Source organism: Dyadobacter sp. CY261, from assembly GCF_021440085.1.
GTDB lineage: Bacteria > Bacteroidota > Bacteroidia > Cytophagales > Spirosomataceae > Dyadobacter.
Window position 1 is genome coordinate 200412 of sequence record NZ_JAKCPW010000008.1, and the last position, 16546, is coordinate 216957.

The 16546-nt window shown below is 48.5% G+C and carries 9 protein-coding genes; 3 read left to right on the forward strand and 6 right to left on the reverse strand.

Translation table 11 applies throughout. The features are described 5' to 3' along the window. Positions 1–52: 52 nt before the first annotated feature. From LZD49_RS22295 to queG, 5 genes are all read right to left on the reverse strand, one after another. Positions 53–3340 (reverse strand): VCBS repeat-containing protein, encoded by a 3288-nt coding sequence (locus LZD49_RS22295; protein ID WP_234669880.1) that lies wholly within the window; start codon positions 3338–3340, stop codon positions 53–55. A 103-nt stretch (positions 3341–3443) separates the two neighbouring features. After that, positions 3444–4988: a SusD/RagB family nutrient-binding outer membrane lipoprotein gene (locus LZD49_RS22300; protein WP_234669881.1), complete on the reverse strand. Its 1545-nt coding sequence runs from the start codon at positions 4986–4988 to the stop codon at positions 3444–3446. A gap of 18 nt (positions 4989–5006) precedes the next feature. Next, the gene (locus tag LZD49_RS22305; RefSeq protein WP_234669882.1) at positions 5007–8102 is read right to left on the reverse strand and encodes a SusC/RagA family TonB-linked outer membrane protein; all 3096 of its coding nucleotides are present in this window, start codon (positions 8100–8102) and stop codon (positions 5007–5009) included. A gap of 365 nt (positions 8103–8467) precedes the next feature. Next, a complete protein-coding gene (locus tag LZD49_RS22310; protein WP_234669883.1) occupies positions 8468–8881 on the reverse strand; it encodes a DUF1761 domain-containing protein in 414 nt (137 codons plus the stop codon). Positions 8882–8958: 77 nt separating this feature from the next. Beyond that, complete coding sequence (queG, locus tag LZD49_RS22315) at positions 8959–9906, reverse strand: tRNA epoxyqueuosine(34) reductase QueG (RefSeq protein WP_234669884.1); 948 nt, start codon at positions 9904–9906, stop codon at positions 8959–8961. Positions 9907–10018: 112 nt separating this feature from the next. Here queG and LZD49_RS22320 point away from each other — a divergent pair, with 112 nt between their 5' ends. The 3 genes from LZD49_RS22320 to LZD49_RS22330 all read left to right on the forward strand — a co-directional run bounded on the left by LZD49_RS22320 (position 10019) and on the right by LZD49_RS22330 (position 13204). Then, the gene (locus tag LZD49_RS22320; RefSeq protein WP_234669885.1) at positions 10019–10654 is read left to right on the forward strand and encodes a nucleotide exchange factor GrpE; all 636 of its coding nucleotides are present in this window, start codon (positions 10019–10021) and stop codon (positions 10652–10654) included. A 41-nt stretch (positions 10655–10695) separates the two neighbouring features. Next, positions 10696–11856 carry a molecular chaperone DnaJ gene (dnaJ, locus tag LZD49_RS22325; protein WP_234669886.1) on the forward strand — a complete coding sequence of 387 codons (1161 nt, stop codon included), beginning with the start codon at positions 10696–10698 and terminating at the stop codon, positions 11854–11856. A gap of 142 nt (positions 11857–11998) precedes the next feature. Next, a complete protein-coding gene (locus LZD49_RS22330; protein ID WP_234669887.1) occupies positions 11999–13204 on the forward strand; it encodes an endonuclease/exonuclease/phosphatase family protein in 1206 nt (401 codons plus the stop codon). Between the two features lie 353 nt (positions 13205–13557). Here the strand turns inward: LZD49_RS22330 and LZD49_RS22335 are convergent, their stop codons facing one another. Beyond that, positions 13558–16533 (reverse strand): DUF2723 domain-containing protein, encoded by a 2976-nt coding sequence (locus tag LZD49_RS22335; RefSeq protein ID WP_234669888.1) that lies wholly within the window; start codon positions 16531–16533, stop codon positions 13558–13560. Positions 16534–16546 lie beyond the last annotated feature (13 nt).

Consider the following 16546-nt stretch of genomic DNA (forward strand, 5'->3'; position numbering starts at 1 on the left):
CTAAAATAGAAAAGAAAATTAACATTTTTTATCAATTTCTTAGCATTACCTTTTACTTATCCCGAAACCGATAGGTCGCCAACGGGGCATTGTTCAAAGCGCCTAGCAGATACTGTGCGCCATTCACCTGCACAACGGACAGGTGACGGACATCCCCGGTCGCATAAAAACCCGTTTGGTATTGTGGTAAATAATTGAATTTCAGGAATCCCTTGCCAGTAAAAACCTGGATGTGGCTCGCATCGTTTTTGCCCATTCTTACACGCGCCTGTTTTACATTACCTCCCAGGACGATATCCAATTCCCCATCACCATCCATATCGTGCACGGCAATGGCATGTACCGGCGCGAACTGTGCCTCCACAGGTAATGCATGAAAGACCAGTTTGCCATTTACATTTTCCAGAAATCCGGTCCGGTACTCCTTGAGCGATAAGTGCTTAGCCGCTTCCAACTTCTCTTTTGGCAATATATCCGACAATGTAGCCCTGGAATAGCTGACATAGTCAGGATATTTCTTTTTCAACGATGGCACCTGATCAAGCAGTTCATCCCGACTTGCATAAGGATATTCCTTCCCTCCCTCGGTGACTGCAATGACAGGCACAATCCTGTCCAAATTGTCGAAATCAGCCGCATACAGTGCCAATCCATCCGGCGAAGTAATGTTCCATTGCCAATTCGTTCCCATATTTCCAACAACAAAATCGAAGTCACCATCGCCGTCCAGATCGGCCGGTTGGAGGACGTTCCAGCAGCCGTTCAACTGCGACGTACCCCATTTCTCGCTCGCATTGGCCAATTTCCCTTTGTTATTACTAAAAACCTGAACAGGCATCCAGTCGGCAGTCAGCATGAGCTCAGGGAAGCCGTCTTTGTCGAGATCCTGAAATGTTGCATCGGTGATCATTCCGGCTTCGCGAAGCTGAGGTGCCTGGCTGGCGGTCTCGTCCGTAAACATGCCTTTGCCGCTATTGATCAACAATACTCCTCCGGGGCTTTCCGGAAATCGGCCCGGTGTCACCCGCGAACCGAGGAAAACATCGAGATCGCCATCCTTATCGACATCCGCGACTGCCACCGACGATGCATTTAGGCCAACGGCTGGGAATTGCGCTTTTCCCCAGATACCTTTTTCATTGAAATACAATCTTGGCGCTAATAGCGGATCACCAGCATTAAGCTCATAACCTGCGCTGGTAACGAGCAAATCCTGATCACCATCGCCATCGGCATCGAAAAAGGCCGCGTCGGCGTCTTCAAATGCGGCATCACTTTCGAATGCGGGTTGAGGCGATTTGCGGAATGTGCCATTAGCGCTCAAAAACAACGCTCCTGATTGTCCCCTCGCACCTGCGATGTAGAAATCGTCTGTTCCATCCCCATTTACGTCTTTTTGTGCCAAATGCGGACCCTGATAGGTAAGCATAGCAGGCAGCAAAGTTTGGATTCGGAAGTCGTTGCGGGCATCCTCTTCGTGTGTAAAGTCAATGAGCTTTGCAGCTTCCCACAAAGGCGGCTGAGTTACCTGCGTATCGGGCGCATTGTACGCGTCTGCGTAACGAAGCGTGATCTCTTTGCCTGTTATCCCTTTTATCAACTGCTTTTTCCCGTCAGCCCAGGTTACTTCCAGCGAGTCAATACGGGTATTTTCTCCCAAACCGAAATGCATAGCATCCCATTGCGCCGATTGAAAGCCCCGGACCGGAATAAAATTCTGGGTTTGGGTGAGTGAATCACCATATAGGGTCACTTTTGTACCGGCGAGGTAAGCGTATTTGGGCGAAGACAGTTTAACTTTTAAAGAGCCATTGCCACTGAGCATTTTGGCTGCATTGTTCTGGTAAATGAATGCCTTCTGACTCACATTGTTTGTCACAAGGTCGAGATCGCCATCGTTATCCAGGTCCGCATAAATGGCCCCATTGGACTGATTTCCCTTTTCAAAACCCCATTCCCTGATTTTTTTGGCGAATGTCAGGTTTTTCTGGTTCTTGAAGATATGATCGGGCTCGTTGATCGGGGGCATTTGGGCGATGATCTCCATTTGCTTGGGCGCATTACTACCCGCATTCGCCTGCACCTGCTTGTCGGCCGAATATTTGAGGAACTCCATATTGGTATAATCCCTTGCGTAGCCGTTTGAAATGAAAATATCCTTCCAGCCATCATTGTCAAAGTCAGCCATGAGTGCTGCCCAGCTCCAATCGGTATTCGAAATACCTGCCAATTGCCCGATTTCGCTAAATACCGGCACACCATTGGGGTTCACGCCATTATTGAGTTGGAGCATGTTCCGCATGGACTGATCGTGAAACCCGGCGCGCAGCAGTTGCTGATATTTGTCGTAGTTATCGTCACCCGACGTGAGTTTAATCCGCTCATTGTTGCCGGGTAACATATCCAGCGTCACAATATCCATCCAACCGTCGTTGTTCAGGTCCGCTGCATCAGTACCCATCGAGAACAGCGACACATGCCCCATTGCCTCGCGGATCACCTCTTTGAATTTCCCGTTCTTTTCATTGAGGTACAAGTAATCGTTCTCGTTATAGTCGTTAGCGATGTAAAGGTCCTGCCAGCCGTCGTTATTGAAATCATTCACATTTACGCCTAACCCAAAGCTGAGCACATTGGAAATGATTCCTGCGAAATCGGTCACGTTCGTGAACTTGCCGCCATCGTTGCGAAGCAGTTTGTTACCATATGCCTCATTGCGCTGTTGGCGGTAGTTGGCCAGCAAATTGCTGAAACCAGCATATTCTTGCAGCGAATGGTTTAGCAGGAAGCAATCCGTGTCGCCATCACGGTCATAGTCGAAAAACACGGCCTGCGTGGTGTAGGATGCGTCATTCAAGCCATATTCTGCGGCTTTTTCCGTAAAAGTCGGGATGCCGTCGGCGGTTTTGCCGTTGTTGACATAGAGTAGTTTGGTTCGCAGTTTCGGGTCCTGTGCACCCGCACGGCACACGAAAATATCGACCCAGCCGTCGTCATTGATATCTACGAGCGACACGCCGGTTTTCCATCCCTCATTCAAGCCGGTTTTCGATTGATCCGAAACATCTTCGAACTCCATATCGCCGCGGTTCAAATAGAGTTTATTTGCGACCATATTGCCCGTGAAATACAGGTCGATCAGCCCGTCATTATTAAAATCCGCCGCAGCCACGCCACCTCCATTGTAGAAATAGCCATAACGGAGCACATTGTTCTCCTCGTCCTCATCGATATAATTGTTAAAATCGACACCGGTTTTTCCTGCGTCGAGCAATGTGAAAAGTGTCTCGTCTTTTTTGCAGCCTGCAAAGAAGAGCAGCAGGAGTAGAATTTTTCGCATTTGTAGGGACGATTACCTTACTAAATATATGAATCAGAGTATTTGCAAAAAGGCAGACCGATCGTCTGCCTTTTTACTTTCAAGATACTATTTTAAAAACGGATTACGGTTTATCCCACCAGAGGCGTGTGCTGGACTTGTCCTCGCCGCCGAGTTTAGTGATGGCGTCTGCAACGGCCTTCGCATTTGTCTGTTGTTCTCCGATTACAAACGGTGTACGCCTTACGACTGCATCTTTGGGTGAGTCGGGATTGTCTGAATTGATACGCGAATACAGTTTGGGGTAACCAGTCCGACGGTATTCCGCCCAAGCTTCGTGGCCATTCGGATAATTGGCAAGCCACTTTTGCGTGATGATTTGTTCGAGTTGTTTGGCCGGATCGGCTGAAAACTTAACGGGAATATCCGACAATGCAGGCGTTTTAGCCATGTCGTTCAATGCAACGGGTGCCGTAGTTCCATTAACATATGCAGTAATCGCTGAGGCATCGCCAATTCCCCATTGCTTAAATGCCGTTTCAATCCCCTTTTCATAGAAATCTTTGGCTGTGCCGCCCATAGCCCACCCCTTCAACGCACCTTCCGCACGAAGGAAATAAGCCTCGGAAGCATACATAATTGCGAACGAGTTTGAGCTTTGGACCGCAGGCAGGAACTGGTCGGCCACATTTGAAGTAGCGCCCGCGTTGTTCTCGGGAGCTCCCAGTTCACCCTGAGTATATCCGTTACGCAATCCTTTGAAATTGTTAGTTCCGGGAATTGGTGCAAAATACTTACTGATCCGAGGATCGGCGTATCCTTTCAGAACACTCTCCATTGCAGCGCTCATTCGGAACTCGTTCCATGCTGTAGCCTGATTCATGGGGTTGAATGAGTTCGCCGTTACTTTGAGAAACGCATCGTGGGCGTTTGTCGTAAGAACGCCCGCTGTAACCGCCGCTTCGGCCTCAGTTTTAGCCAATGCAGGCTCCACTTTCGACATTCTCATGGCTACACGCAGACGGAGTGTATTGGCAAACAAGATCCATTTATCCACCTCACCGCCGTAGATCTGATCAACCGTATCAAAGATTTTTTTCCCTTTGAACTGTTCCAGCGTCGCCGCGGACGCTTTTAGTGTGGCTAAAAAATCCTTGTAAATGGCCTCCTGGGTATCGTAAGGCACATCCGGACCGCCGTTCCCTACTTGTGAATAAGGGATCGGTCCCCAGTAGTCGGTGCGAGGAAGGTACATGTACACTTTCCATATATTGGCGATCGCAAATTTTCCCGGGTTTTCGTATTTGCCACCCGGACCGGTATTTTCGAGTACGCCAATCAATGCCGGCACCGCCGTTCCATAAAAACCACTCCAAGCTCCGTTCAGCCAATTACCTACCATGACATTCCTGTCCGAGGAAAAGTTTTGTGCGATATTAGCAAAATACTGCCCTTGCAAGTCCGCAAACAGGGATTGAAAGGTCTGCCAGCTCGCCTGAATTGACCGATACTGTGCCGCGGCGAATGCGTTTTCTGTACCCAGCTCATCCAGTTCGGTGAGCTTCGTTTTGTTCGTATTGATCTCCTCAAAATCACCCGTACAGGAGTATATTCCCGCGACGACGCTTACCAGGAGTGCTAACGCGAATATTTCATATTTTCTTTTCATTTCTTTTCCAGATTTCGGTTAGAATGAGAGAGTAAGGTTTACCCCGACAGAACGGGTTGCAGGCATGGAGAACGATTCGAGACCGACAGTCGTGTTCGCAGAACCGGCGACCAACTCAGGGTCAAAACCTTTGGCTTTGTTCATAATAAAGAACAGGTTACGTCCAACCAGTGACAGCGACACGTTCTGGAACGGCGATTTCCCGATCACGGTTTGAGGCAAACTGTATCCGAGGGTCATTTCCCGCATACGGATATTAGACGCGCTATAAGTGAACGCCTCGCCGATAGGCGTGTTCCTACCGCCCACAAACTTCCAGTATGCTTCTGCGGTCGTTTTAACGGTATTGGGGCTACCGTCAGCTTGAACGCCTTCCACGACCATTCCCTCACGCCCCGGCAGCGTTTCCTTGCTTACACCATCGGCGTAGATAACCGCATTTGTGAAAGAGGTAACCACACCACCAATCCTGCCGCTTACGAGAAAACTGAAATTGAATCCTTTGTAAGAAAATCTGTTTGTAACCCCACCTGTCCACGACGGTCGCGAAGTACCCAAGGGCACTGTTGTTCCGGATGTTACCAATGGGATTCCATTTGTACCGACGATAACCCTTCCTTGTGCATCGCGCTGATAACCACGACTGTAAATCTGCCCGAGTGCTCTCCCTTCTTCCGCTCGCATAAAGTTCATAAAATCACTAGTTAATGTCAGGGTGGCGAGCCTCTCCGACAATTTAATGACCTTGTTTACATTTCTTGCGTAGTTCAGATCCAGATTCCAAGTAAAATCAGCAACTCTCACAGGAACGAGGCTTAATGTCAGCTCGATACCCCGATTTCTTACATTACCTGCATTAATATACTCAAAGCTCCATCCCGATGCGGGCGACAAAGGCACCTGAAACAACTGGTTCTTGGAATTACTGTTATACAAGGTCAGATCGAAGCCTATGCGATTGTTCAGAAATTTGGCTTCTAGACCGATCTCTTCCGCAGTTGTCATTTCCGGTTTCAAGTCTGGGAAAGGTTTTACATTGTCCCGGACGATGTAGCCAGTGGTGCCACCCGCGATATAGGAATAGGTTTGTTCCAAAAGATAGGGCGCAGCATCGTTACCAGTGAGCGCATAACTTCCTCTAATCTTCGCAAATGAAATTGCCTGCGGCAAATCGAAAAGGCTTGTCAGAACAGCAGCAATACCCACCGACGGGAAAAAGTATGACTTGTTGGCTTTTGGCAAAGTCGATGACCAGTCGTTACGGGCGGATCCGGAAATTGTGAGCGCGTCGCGCCAAATGAAGTCAGCCGAAGCGAAAACACCTTGTTTGCGCGTTTGTGCCACCGTCCGGTTTGTCACGGAGTTTCTGGAATTGGTTGTTACAAACAGGTTATCGCGGTTCAATCCATTGTTCAATGTTTGGTGATTTATGTAATCCCTTTTCAGAATATTTCCACCAACCGTTGCTTCAAGCCTAAGCTCTTCTCCGAATTGCTTACTGAACAGCCCGAAAAGATCGAGGTTGAGCTCCGAGTTATCCCGCCAGTTGGTTTGATAATCGCCGAAATCTGCAATCGTATACGTATTGGTATACCACTTACCCTCAAACTTGTCGATGTATTTGTCATACCCCGCACGCCCCATCAAGGTTAGCCAACTGGTCGCTTTGTAGTTCAACGAGGTGAATCCGTAAATGCGATCCCTGTTATCCAATGCCAGAACTCTGTTTTTGATCCAGTAGGGGTTTTGTCCCCCATTAGATCCGGGATTCCAGTAGTTCTGCAGAACTTTTCCCGTAGCAGGTACCATATACTCGAAATCTTTTGCTTGTTCGAGAGAAATACTTCTAGGTAGACGGAGGATATGACGTTGCAAATTGGCAAAAGCTTCTCCGGTCTGTTGACGATTTTCAATTTTCTCGCTTAGGTAGGTCACTTTGCCATCAAAACTGAGTTTGCTCGTGATCTGGCTCGAAAGCCGGAGATTGAAATTATGTCGACTGAGCTTGTTGTTGGAAACGATGCCTTTGGCTGTGGTATTGGTATAGGAAAAATAGGTTTGGACCTTCTCATTACCAGCATTCAATGCTACTGAATTAGCAATGGAAGTTCCTGTTGAATAAAAGTCTTTATAGGAGTCGGGATTAGGCGAGTATGCATAGGTTTTACCCTGATTATCAGGATCCGGCCCCCAGGCTGGCACTTGTTGCCCATCCATTTTGGGGCCCCAGCTGAATTCACTGTTAGGCTGGATTTTATTGCCATCTACCCCTTGTCCATATACATCCTGAAACTCCTGAAGAACAATGGCCCGCTCGGCCTGGAATGTACTATTGATATTAACGCCGATCCCTTTCCGCACCGCACCTTTCCTGGTTGTAATCAGCAACGCGCCGTTCGCCGCGCGGCTGCCGTACAGCGCCGTTGCAGACGCTCCTCTCAATACGTTGATCGACTCGATGTCGTCGGGGTTGATGCTGGAAAGACCATCGCTGGCGTCGCGGCCGCCGTTGGCGTTACCGGGACTGAAGTTGGAGTTGTCGATAGGAACCCCGTCGACGACGATCAGCGCCTGGTTGTTGCCGGTAATGGAACGGTCGCCGCGCAATACGATCCGGCTGGAACCGCCCACGCCAGAAGATGAACGTACGATATCCAGACCAGCCACACGTCCGGAAAGGGAGTTGGCTACGTTCAGCTCTCGGGCTTTCGAAAAGTTGTCCGTATTGATCATTTGCGTGGCGTAGCTCAGCGTTTTTTGTTCCTTGCTGATTCCCAACGCCGTTACAACCACCTCGCCGAGATTACGGACGTCCGCATCCATAGAAATGTCGACGTTCGTCATATTCTCCGACACCGCCACTTCCTTGGACGTATAGCCCACCGAAGAAATAATCAGCGTTCCGGCACCGGTCATGTTGAGACTGAAACTTCCTTGCGCATCCGTGTTTGTTCCCCTCGTGGTCCCTTTGATCAGGACGTTGGCACCGGGAAGACCGGCCCCGTTCTCGTCGTTCACCTTCCCGGTAACCTGTCGATCCTGGGCGTGTGAAGTTGAAATAAAAAGCACTACCGGCAACAATACCAATAGTACAAACTGTAAAGGTTTGCTCATAGGTCGGGTGAGTGTTTGGATTTTAAAGAAATTTAAATCTTAAAACCCAGATTATCAACTTATTTCGCCGTTTTTAATTGCACTAAATTAATATTCCGACTAAATCCCATTCAGAAGCATTTAAAAGGCACAATTTTAGTTTTTTTGAAATTTTATTTGTCTAAACTACATTTATATTTTCGAGCGATATGCTGATGCGTGCTCGACAAACTAACTCACGCACAGTGTTTTCAGGTTTTAAAAAGTTAACGTGCGAGGGCTGGAACTTAGGTTGTAAATTCAAACTATAACGACAAAAAAATACTACACACCATCGATACTGATGGATAACGGACTAGCATAAAAACAAGATGAAACAGGGGCAGCTATTCGTATTTACGCCAGGCACCCAAGATCGCTCCAGTGACAGTGTAAACGATGACGCCAACTCCACCGTTAATAAGTGAAAGTGCGAGCGGTTTCATCGAAAACATGTCCTTGACGATCGTCTCGAGCAATACGAAAACGGTCCCGAATAAGAGCCCAATAAGGAATCCCAGTACAAAAGATTTGACGGGAATTTTGGTGAAAATCCAGGCCATGGAATAGGCCATAAAGGAAGTGGAAACAATACTGGCAAGATAAGGAACCGGACTGTTGGCCGACTTGATCTGCTCCAACGTGAAGCCATTCAAAGCCATCCATTGTTCTGAAAATGCGCTATACCACAAAGCTGGTATCACCTGACCTATCACCACACATACTAGCACGGCCCAAAGATTGACAGATTGTTTTCTCATTGTATTGAGTATTTTATTCAGTCATCGAAAGGAACTACCCGGCCCAAATATAAGAGGTTTCAGAAATAATTGTATTTTTATTCACCGGATATAACAAATTCGATATTTCGCCTCAAACCTGTGTATTTAGCCCTTTTTACCGGCGATTTCCGAAAAATTTCACGAAATACCTCTTCCGTTATCTCCTGCCAGTCGCCGTTGGAAAAACCTGCCAGCTCTTCCGGTAAATCGAATTGGGTGGTCTTGTGCGGACGTGCAAACCGGTTCCACGGACAGACGTCCTGGCATACATCACATCCGAAAATCCAGTTGTTGAATTTACCGCGGACTTCCTCCGGGATCGCTTCTTTCAATTCAATCGTATAGTAGCTGATGCATTTACTGCCGTCGACAACGAACGGTCCGGTAATAGCCTCCGTCGGGCAGGCGTCAATGCATTTGGTGCAGGTGCCGCAGTAATCGCCGGTGGCGCTGTCGGGAGCAAGGTCGAGGTCACAAATGATCTCACCAATGAAGAAAAAGCTACCGATTTCGCGGTTGAGCAGATTCGAATGCTTCCCGACCCAGCCTAAGCCACTTTTGGCAGCCCAAACTTTATCCATGACCGGCGCCGAATCGACGAAAATGCGGCCATTTACCTCGCCCACTTCTTCCTGGATGGCCGTCAGTAATGCACCCAGCTTTTCCTTCAGTACATGATGATAATCCGTTCCGTAGGCGTATTTTGATAATTTGAGATCGCTATCGCCTTCGGGAAGCCGCTCATCAGGATAGTAATTGAGCAGCACAGAAATGACACTTTTCGCTCCGTCGACAAGCTTTCGCGGGTCGAGGCGCTTATCGAAATGATTGGCCATGTAAGCCATAGCACCATGGTGATTGAGCGACAGCCATTTGTCAAGACGGGGGGCTTCGCTTTCGAGGAACTCAGCTGTTGAAATACCACAGAAATCGAAGCCGCTTTCAATAGCCTTTGCCTTGATAAACTGACTTCTCTCCTGCTTTACAATATCTGCTGTCGTCATATTGCAAAGTTACAAATTGATTGTAAAATGCCATCTTGTCAGTAATTTAGCCGTGGCAAAGTAATTTTGGATAAAAATGGCTGTTGCAAAAGTCACGTAACCGCGAATAACCATGCCAGAAAATACAGAATTCAACATAGATCAAGACAAAAATTACGAAATGAACGAGGATAAAGCTTCATTGGAAACTGACAATCTGGTAAACGAAGAAACTTCCGAAGGCTCCAACACTGTGCCGCTGGACAATGCCGGACAGGAAATCAAAGGTGAGGCACCTGCCGGTGAGGCGCCCAAATTGGATCCGCTCGACGCGGCCAAGGCCGAAATCGCTGAGCTGAAAGACAAATACCTGCGCCTTTATGCGGATTTTGAGAACTTCCGCCGTCGCACAGCTAAGGAAAAACTGGAAATGATCTCCGGAGCGAGCGCCGATACAGTGAAACTCATCCTGCCGATTGTCGATGATTTCGAACGCGCTAAGGTTTCATTTGATTCTTCCACGGATGTTGAAGCATTGAAAGAAGGGGTCGACCTCATTTACAACAAATTGTTTAAAACACTCGAATCCAAAGGGCTGAAACCCATGGAATCGAAAGGTGCTGATTTCGACGCAGATATCCACGAATCTATCGCCCAGTTCCCGGCACCTTCGGAAGACCTGAAAGGAAAGGTGATCGACGAAATCGAAAAAGGCTATTACCTGAACGACAAGGTCATTCGTTACGCCAAAGTAATAGTAGGCGCCTGATACGCTCAACCTTCCTTATAAGGATACATCAGTAATTAAAAATGGCAAAGAAAAGAGATTATTATGAAGTCCTCGGCGTAGATCGTGGCGCTTCCGCGGATGAAATTAAAAAGTCATACCGTAAGCTTGCGATCAAGTTCCACCCGGACAAGAATCCCGACGATCCAACGGCGGAGGATAAGTTCAAGGAAGCGGCAGAGGCATATAGTATTCTGAGCGACGAGAACAAGCGCCAGCGTTACGACCAATTCGGGCATGCCGGTGTAGGCGGTGCTTCCGGTGGCGGGGCAGGCGGCTTTGGTGGTGGTTTCACCATGGACGATATTTTCTCCCAATTCGGCGATATTTTCGGTGACAGCAGCCCATTCGGGGACATTTTCGGTCGTCAGGGCGGCAATGGCCGTCGCGTCCGCAGAGGTTCCGATCTCCGTATCAAGCTGAAACTGAACCTGGAAGAGGTCGCGAACGGTGTTGAGAAGAAAATCAAAGTAAAAAGACACGTTACCTGTAACACCTGCGGCGGCAATGGTGCCAAAAACGGCACTTCGCTGACCAACTGTAATGGCTGTAACGGTACCGGTCAGGTTCGCAAGGTTGTGAGCACAATGCTAGGCCAGATGGTTTCCACAAGCACCTGCCCTACTTGTAACGGTGACGGCAAAATCATCAGCGAACGTTGTGACTCCTGCGCAGGAGAAGGACGTTTGCTACAAGACGACCTGATCACGCTGAATATCCCTGGCGGTGTGGCCGAAGGCATGCAACTTTCGATGTCGGGCAAAGGAAACGTTCCTACGCGCGGCGGCGTTGCGGGCGACCTGCTCATCGTCATTGAAGAAGAAGAGGACGCATTGCTCAAAAGAGACGGCAACAACGTGGTGTACGATATGCACCTGAGCTTTGTAGATGCAGCCCTGGGCACATCGGTTGAAATACCTACCATCGACGGCAAGGCCCGTATTAACATTGAATCGGGAACGCAGGCGGGCAAGATACTTCGTTTGAAAGGAAAAGGCGTCAAAGATCTGAACGGCTATGGAAAAGGCGACCAGCTTGTACATATTAACGTATGGACGCCGCAGCAATTGACTTCCGATGAGCGCTCGACGCTAGAATCGCTCCGTCATTCGCCAAATTTTCAGCCCAAACCGGGCAAGAATGAAAAAGGCTTTTTCGATAAGATGAAAGATTTCTTCCATTGATCATGCCTGTTCAATAAATATTCCAAAAGAGCTGCTTCGTCATCGGAGCGGCTCTTTTTGCTTGACACCCGCTGCGGCGCTCCGCAATTCGTTTTACGACACCAATTCATCATCAATCATTCATAACCAAAACAATCACTCAATGAAATCTCTCTTGCTTTCCGGCGCATTACTTTGTCCGGGACTCGCCAGTCCGGGATTGCTTACCGCACAAACCGCTCCGGTGGCCGGCACGCCGGCGACTGTCACTTTCGCCACCTACAATGTGAGTATGGAGGCCGAAAACTACATTCCGCGCGGCACGCCCGGAAATTCCGAAAAAGTACTGATCAAAGAACTGGCCTCGGGCTCGAACCAGCAGATCAAAAACATTGCGCAGATTATAAAAACCGTCAGGCCGGACGTGATCCTGCTCAATGAGTTCGATTACATCCAAAATCCGGCGGAGGGTGTTAGCCAGTTTGTGAAGGCTTATTTAAAAGAAGATTCAAATGGTATGAAAGGTATTGATTACCCATATTACTACTATTCAACCGTCAATACCGGCCAACCGAGCCCTTACGACCTCGATGGCAATGGTAAAGCAGAGCAATTCGGCGCCGATGCCTGGGGATTCGGCAATTATCCGGGACAATATGGAATGGTCCTTTTATCCCGTTTCCCGATTGACACCCAGGCAGTGCGCACGTTTCAGCATTTTAAATGGAAAGACATGCCAGGCGCGCTAAAAACTACCAAAGCTGATGGCTCCGACTGGTACGCTCCCGACGCCTGGGCGCAATTTCCGCTTTCTTCCAAGTCACACTGGGACATTCCTGTGAAAGTCGGAACCGAAACAGTACATATTCTCACCAGCCACCCTACCCCGCCTTCATTCGACGGCCCCGAGGACCGAAATGGCAAACGCAACCACGACGAGATCCGCTTCTGGAACGACTATATCACCGAAAGCAAAAACAGCTATATTTACGACGATCAAGGCAAAAAGGGCGGACTTCCCGCCAACGCCTCATTCGTCATATTGGGCGACCAAAATGCTTCCCCAGACGAAGGCAATGCCATTTCAGATGGCATTCGCCAACTCATCAATAATCCTGTTGTAAACGGCAGTACCACACCTGCCAGCAAAGGTGGTGCCGAGCATTCTCCTTCCAATACATTCGCCAAAAACCACACCGCATTTTGGCGCATGCGGGCTGACTATGTATTGCCATCGCGCAAAGGGTTCCAAGTGGTTGATAGTGGTGTTTTCTGGCCGGCGAAAGGGGAACCGATGGCTGAGCTGGTGGAGAAGCGGGAGTCAAGTTCGGATCATAGATTGGTTTGGGTGAGATTGAAAGTTGAATAAAACAACCCTGATATTATTGTTTATTGTCAACTCATTCTATCGATTTCACCATCCCGGATACACCGACACAAATCACATGATGATAATAGATATCAAGTTCTTGGAATGGACTTACACAGTATCCGTAGATGATTTATCATTTACCAAAAAAGTACTCACAAAAGTTGACGAAACAAGAAGCAGGTCAACTAGTCACATCCGTTAAGGCACAACGTATAGCATTTATAGAATCAATTTAATGCAGAATCAGTGGTCTAGGTATATTAGATTAAGCTTTTAAGTTGATTTGATTATAAAGAGAAAAACCCCGGTACATAACGTACACGGGGTTTTTCTCTTTAATAACATTTCCGCTACTGCGCGCCGCCATACATATTATAGGCAGCCAAATGCTTCTGGAAGATCGCTTCATATTTCTTGGCGGCGGCTTCCTGCTTGGCGTCGCGGCATTCCTGGACGATCACCTGCATGATGTAAAGGTAAACGTTGGCGTCGCGGCGGCGGGTGGTGCTGTTGTCTTTGGCCCAGGTCAGCACTTCGTCGGCGCGGGTGGCCATTGTTTCGGCGATTCCGAGCGCTCTCTTCGTTTCGCCAAGATCGAACAACGGGCCGATGAAGTTGGCCGAGAACTGGTCGTATGGAATGCTCTTATCAGGCATGGTGGTCAGCGAGCGTTCGATGGCTTTTTTCGCCTCTTCCTTGCGGCCGTCAGCGATCAGCTGGCCAGTTAGCCGAAGGAATGCGATGCGTGCGGTTGCTACGGGCGAGCCTAGATATGTGTTGTCATAATAGGTGTTCGGATTGTCGAGGTCGCGCCAGAACATCTTGGTCATCAAATTATTGTACATCACATCTGCATTGACGTAGCCATCGCTTGCGCCAGGCACTTTCACTGGCAACAGTCGGTACGCGTAGCCTTCGAGCTGCATATATTCTTTGAGGTTCAAATAGCTGGATCCACCGAGGGTCGATGAGAAGTAGATCGGACGTTTCCAGTCGTTGGATGCGATGATATCGAGCATGATCAGGTCTGATTTGTACAAATCACCTTTTCCGATTGTCCAGCTGATAGAATCGCTTACGAACGGAACGAGATCGCTCTTGATGATATTCATTTTCTTAACAGCTTCTGCGTCCACGGGCAGGAACAGCACCGACGACGGGAGAATGGATGTCATATCACCGCTTGTCAACGGCACCTGGATCGCTTTATTCTCCTGTTTCACGAGCCCGAGGTATTCTTTCAGGTTAATACCCGCTTTTACACTTGGGATCTCATAGAATGGCACGATATCATTCTTTCCGAACGCATAGTTGTTCTTGTCGAGCGAGATAGGCAGCGCTTCTGACAGATAAGTTTTGCGCTTCATCTGATCAATGTACCAATCGGTTCCCAAAAGGCTCAGGTTACACACACGCACGTCTGTACGCAAGCCTTCAACTTCTTGCACGTACCACAACGGGAATGTATCGTTATCACCACCAGTAAACAGGATTGCATTCGGTGCGCAGGAATTGAGAAGGTTCTTCGCGAAATCAACCGAATGGTAGCGGTGGTCACGGTTGTGGTTGTCCCAACCTTTGGCGCCCATAATGATCGGAACTATCAGACCTACTGCGGTGGCAGCACCGGCACGGGCCGTGCCGCTTTTCACAAACTTGCTGATGGCGTCGGCAATGGCGATAACGCCGTAGCCTATCCAGATGCAGAAGATATAGAAAGAACCCACATAAATGTAGTCACGCTCACGTGGTTCAGTTGGCGGGGAGTTGAGGTAAACCACCAATGCAATACCGGTAAGAATAAACAGAAGCCCTAATACAAGGAGGTCGCGCTTCTGGCGGAAATAGCAAATGACCACGCCGAACAATCCCAGCAGGAAAGGCAGCATATAATAGTTGTCGTGCGCTTTGTTCTTGGCGATGGGCTCGGGATATTTCTTGCTCACATCCCACGGCACCATATTACCAGCCCCTTCTTCATCGCTCTCACGGCCTACGAAATTCCAGAGGAAGTAGCGCCAATACATGTGGCCGATCTGATAGGAGAACATAAACGAAAGATTGTGCGCCATGGTTGGCTTCTGACCTTCCGCCAAACCTGTCATTTGCATATACAATTGCGGGTGCCCCGGCTGTGTGCTGTACATACGCGGCAAAAGCATGTTCGCACCAGGCTCATATTCATATTCAGGACGGTAGTCGTAGATCACATATTTGCCATCCTGCTTGCGGTACATCGGTGCACCGCGTTTCTGGCTTACCGGGCGGGAAACAAAAGATGGGCCGAAAAGCAAAGGACGACTTCCGTATTGCTCGCGTTTCAGGTAAGAAACGAAGCTTAGGACGTCGTTAGGGTTGTTTTCGTTGATAGGCGGATTGTATTCCGCTCGTACAAGCACCAACAGATAGCATGCATAACCGATCAGCACGAATGCAAGGGAAAGCAAGCCGGTGTTCAGCAATACTTTGCCCTTTTTCTGAGAGAAACGGATACCCCAGATCAATGCGCCGATGAAGAGTATAATGAAGAAGATCACCCCGGATTTGTAGGGTAATCCTAGCGTATTTACAAAGAAGATTTCAAACTTACCTGCCACACTTGGAAGCCCCGGAATGATACCTGAATTGATGATCCCTAAAACCACCAAACCACCTAGAAAGGCCATAATGCCCCCAAAAACCGTAATTTTCTGATATTTCTTGAAATAATAAACCAAAGCAAGCGCCGGTATCGTGACGAGGTTCAACAAGTGGACACCGATAGAAAGACCTACCAGATAGGCGATCAGGATCAGCCAGCGGTTCTCGGCTGCGGGATCCTGTATGCGCTCCCATTTGAAAACGGCCCAGATGACAATCGCGGTAAAGAATGATGACAAACCGTACACCTCCGCTTCCACAGCCGAAAACCAGAAGGAGTCAGACCAGGTGTATGCGAGTGAACCTACCGCAGCAGCACCCATGATCAGGATCGTATCCGCGAAAGTCAGCTCTTCATCAGTTTTGGCAATGACCTTGCGAACGAGTAGTGTAATGGTCCAGAAAAGGAACAGAATAGTAAATGCACTGCTCAACACCGAAACCATGTTGATCCAGTAGGCCACATTTAATAGGTCGCCCAATGCAAAAAGGGAAAAAATACGACCTATTAACAGAAAGAATGGAGCGCCGGGAGGGTGAGGAACCTGCAATTTGAATGCACAGGCTATGAATTCCCCGCAATCCCAGAAACTGGCAGTACGTTCGACTGTAAGGGCATATGTGATGAATGCAAAAGCAAAGATAATCCAACCCGTAAGGTTGTTGGTACGGTTGAAACGGGTCATCTGAAAGACGGTA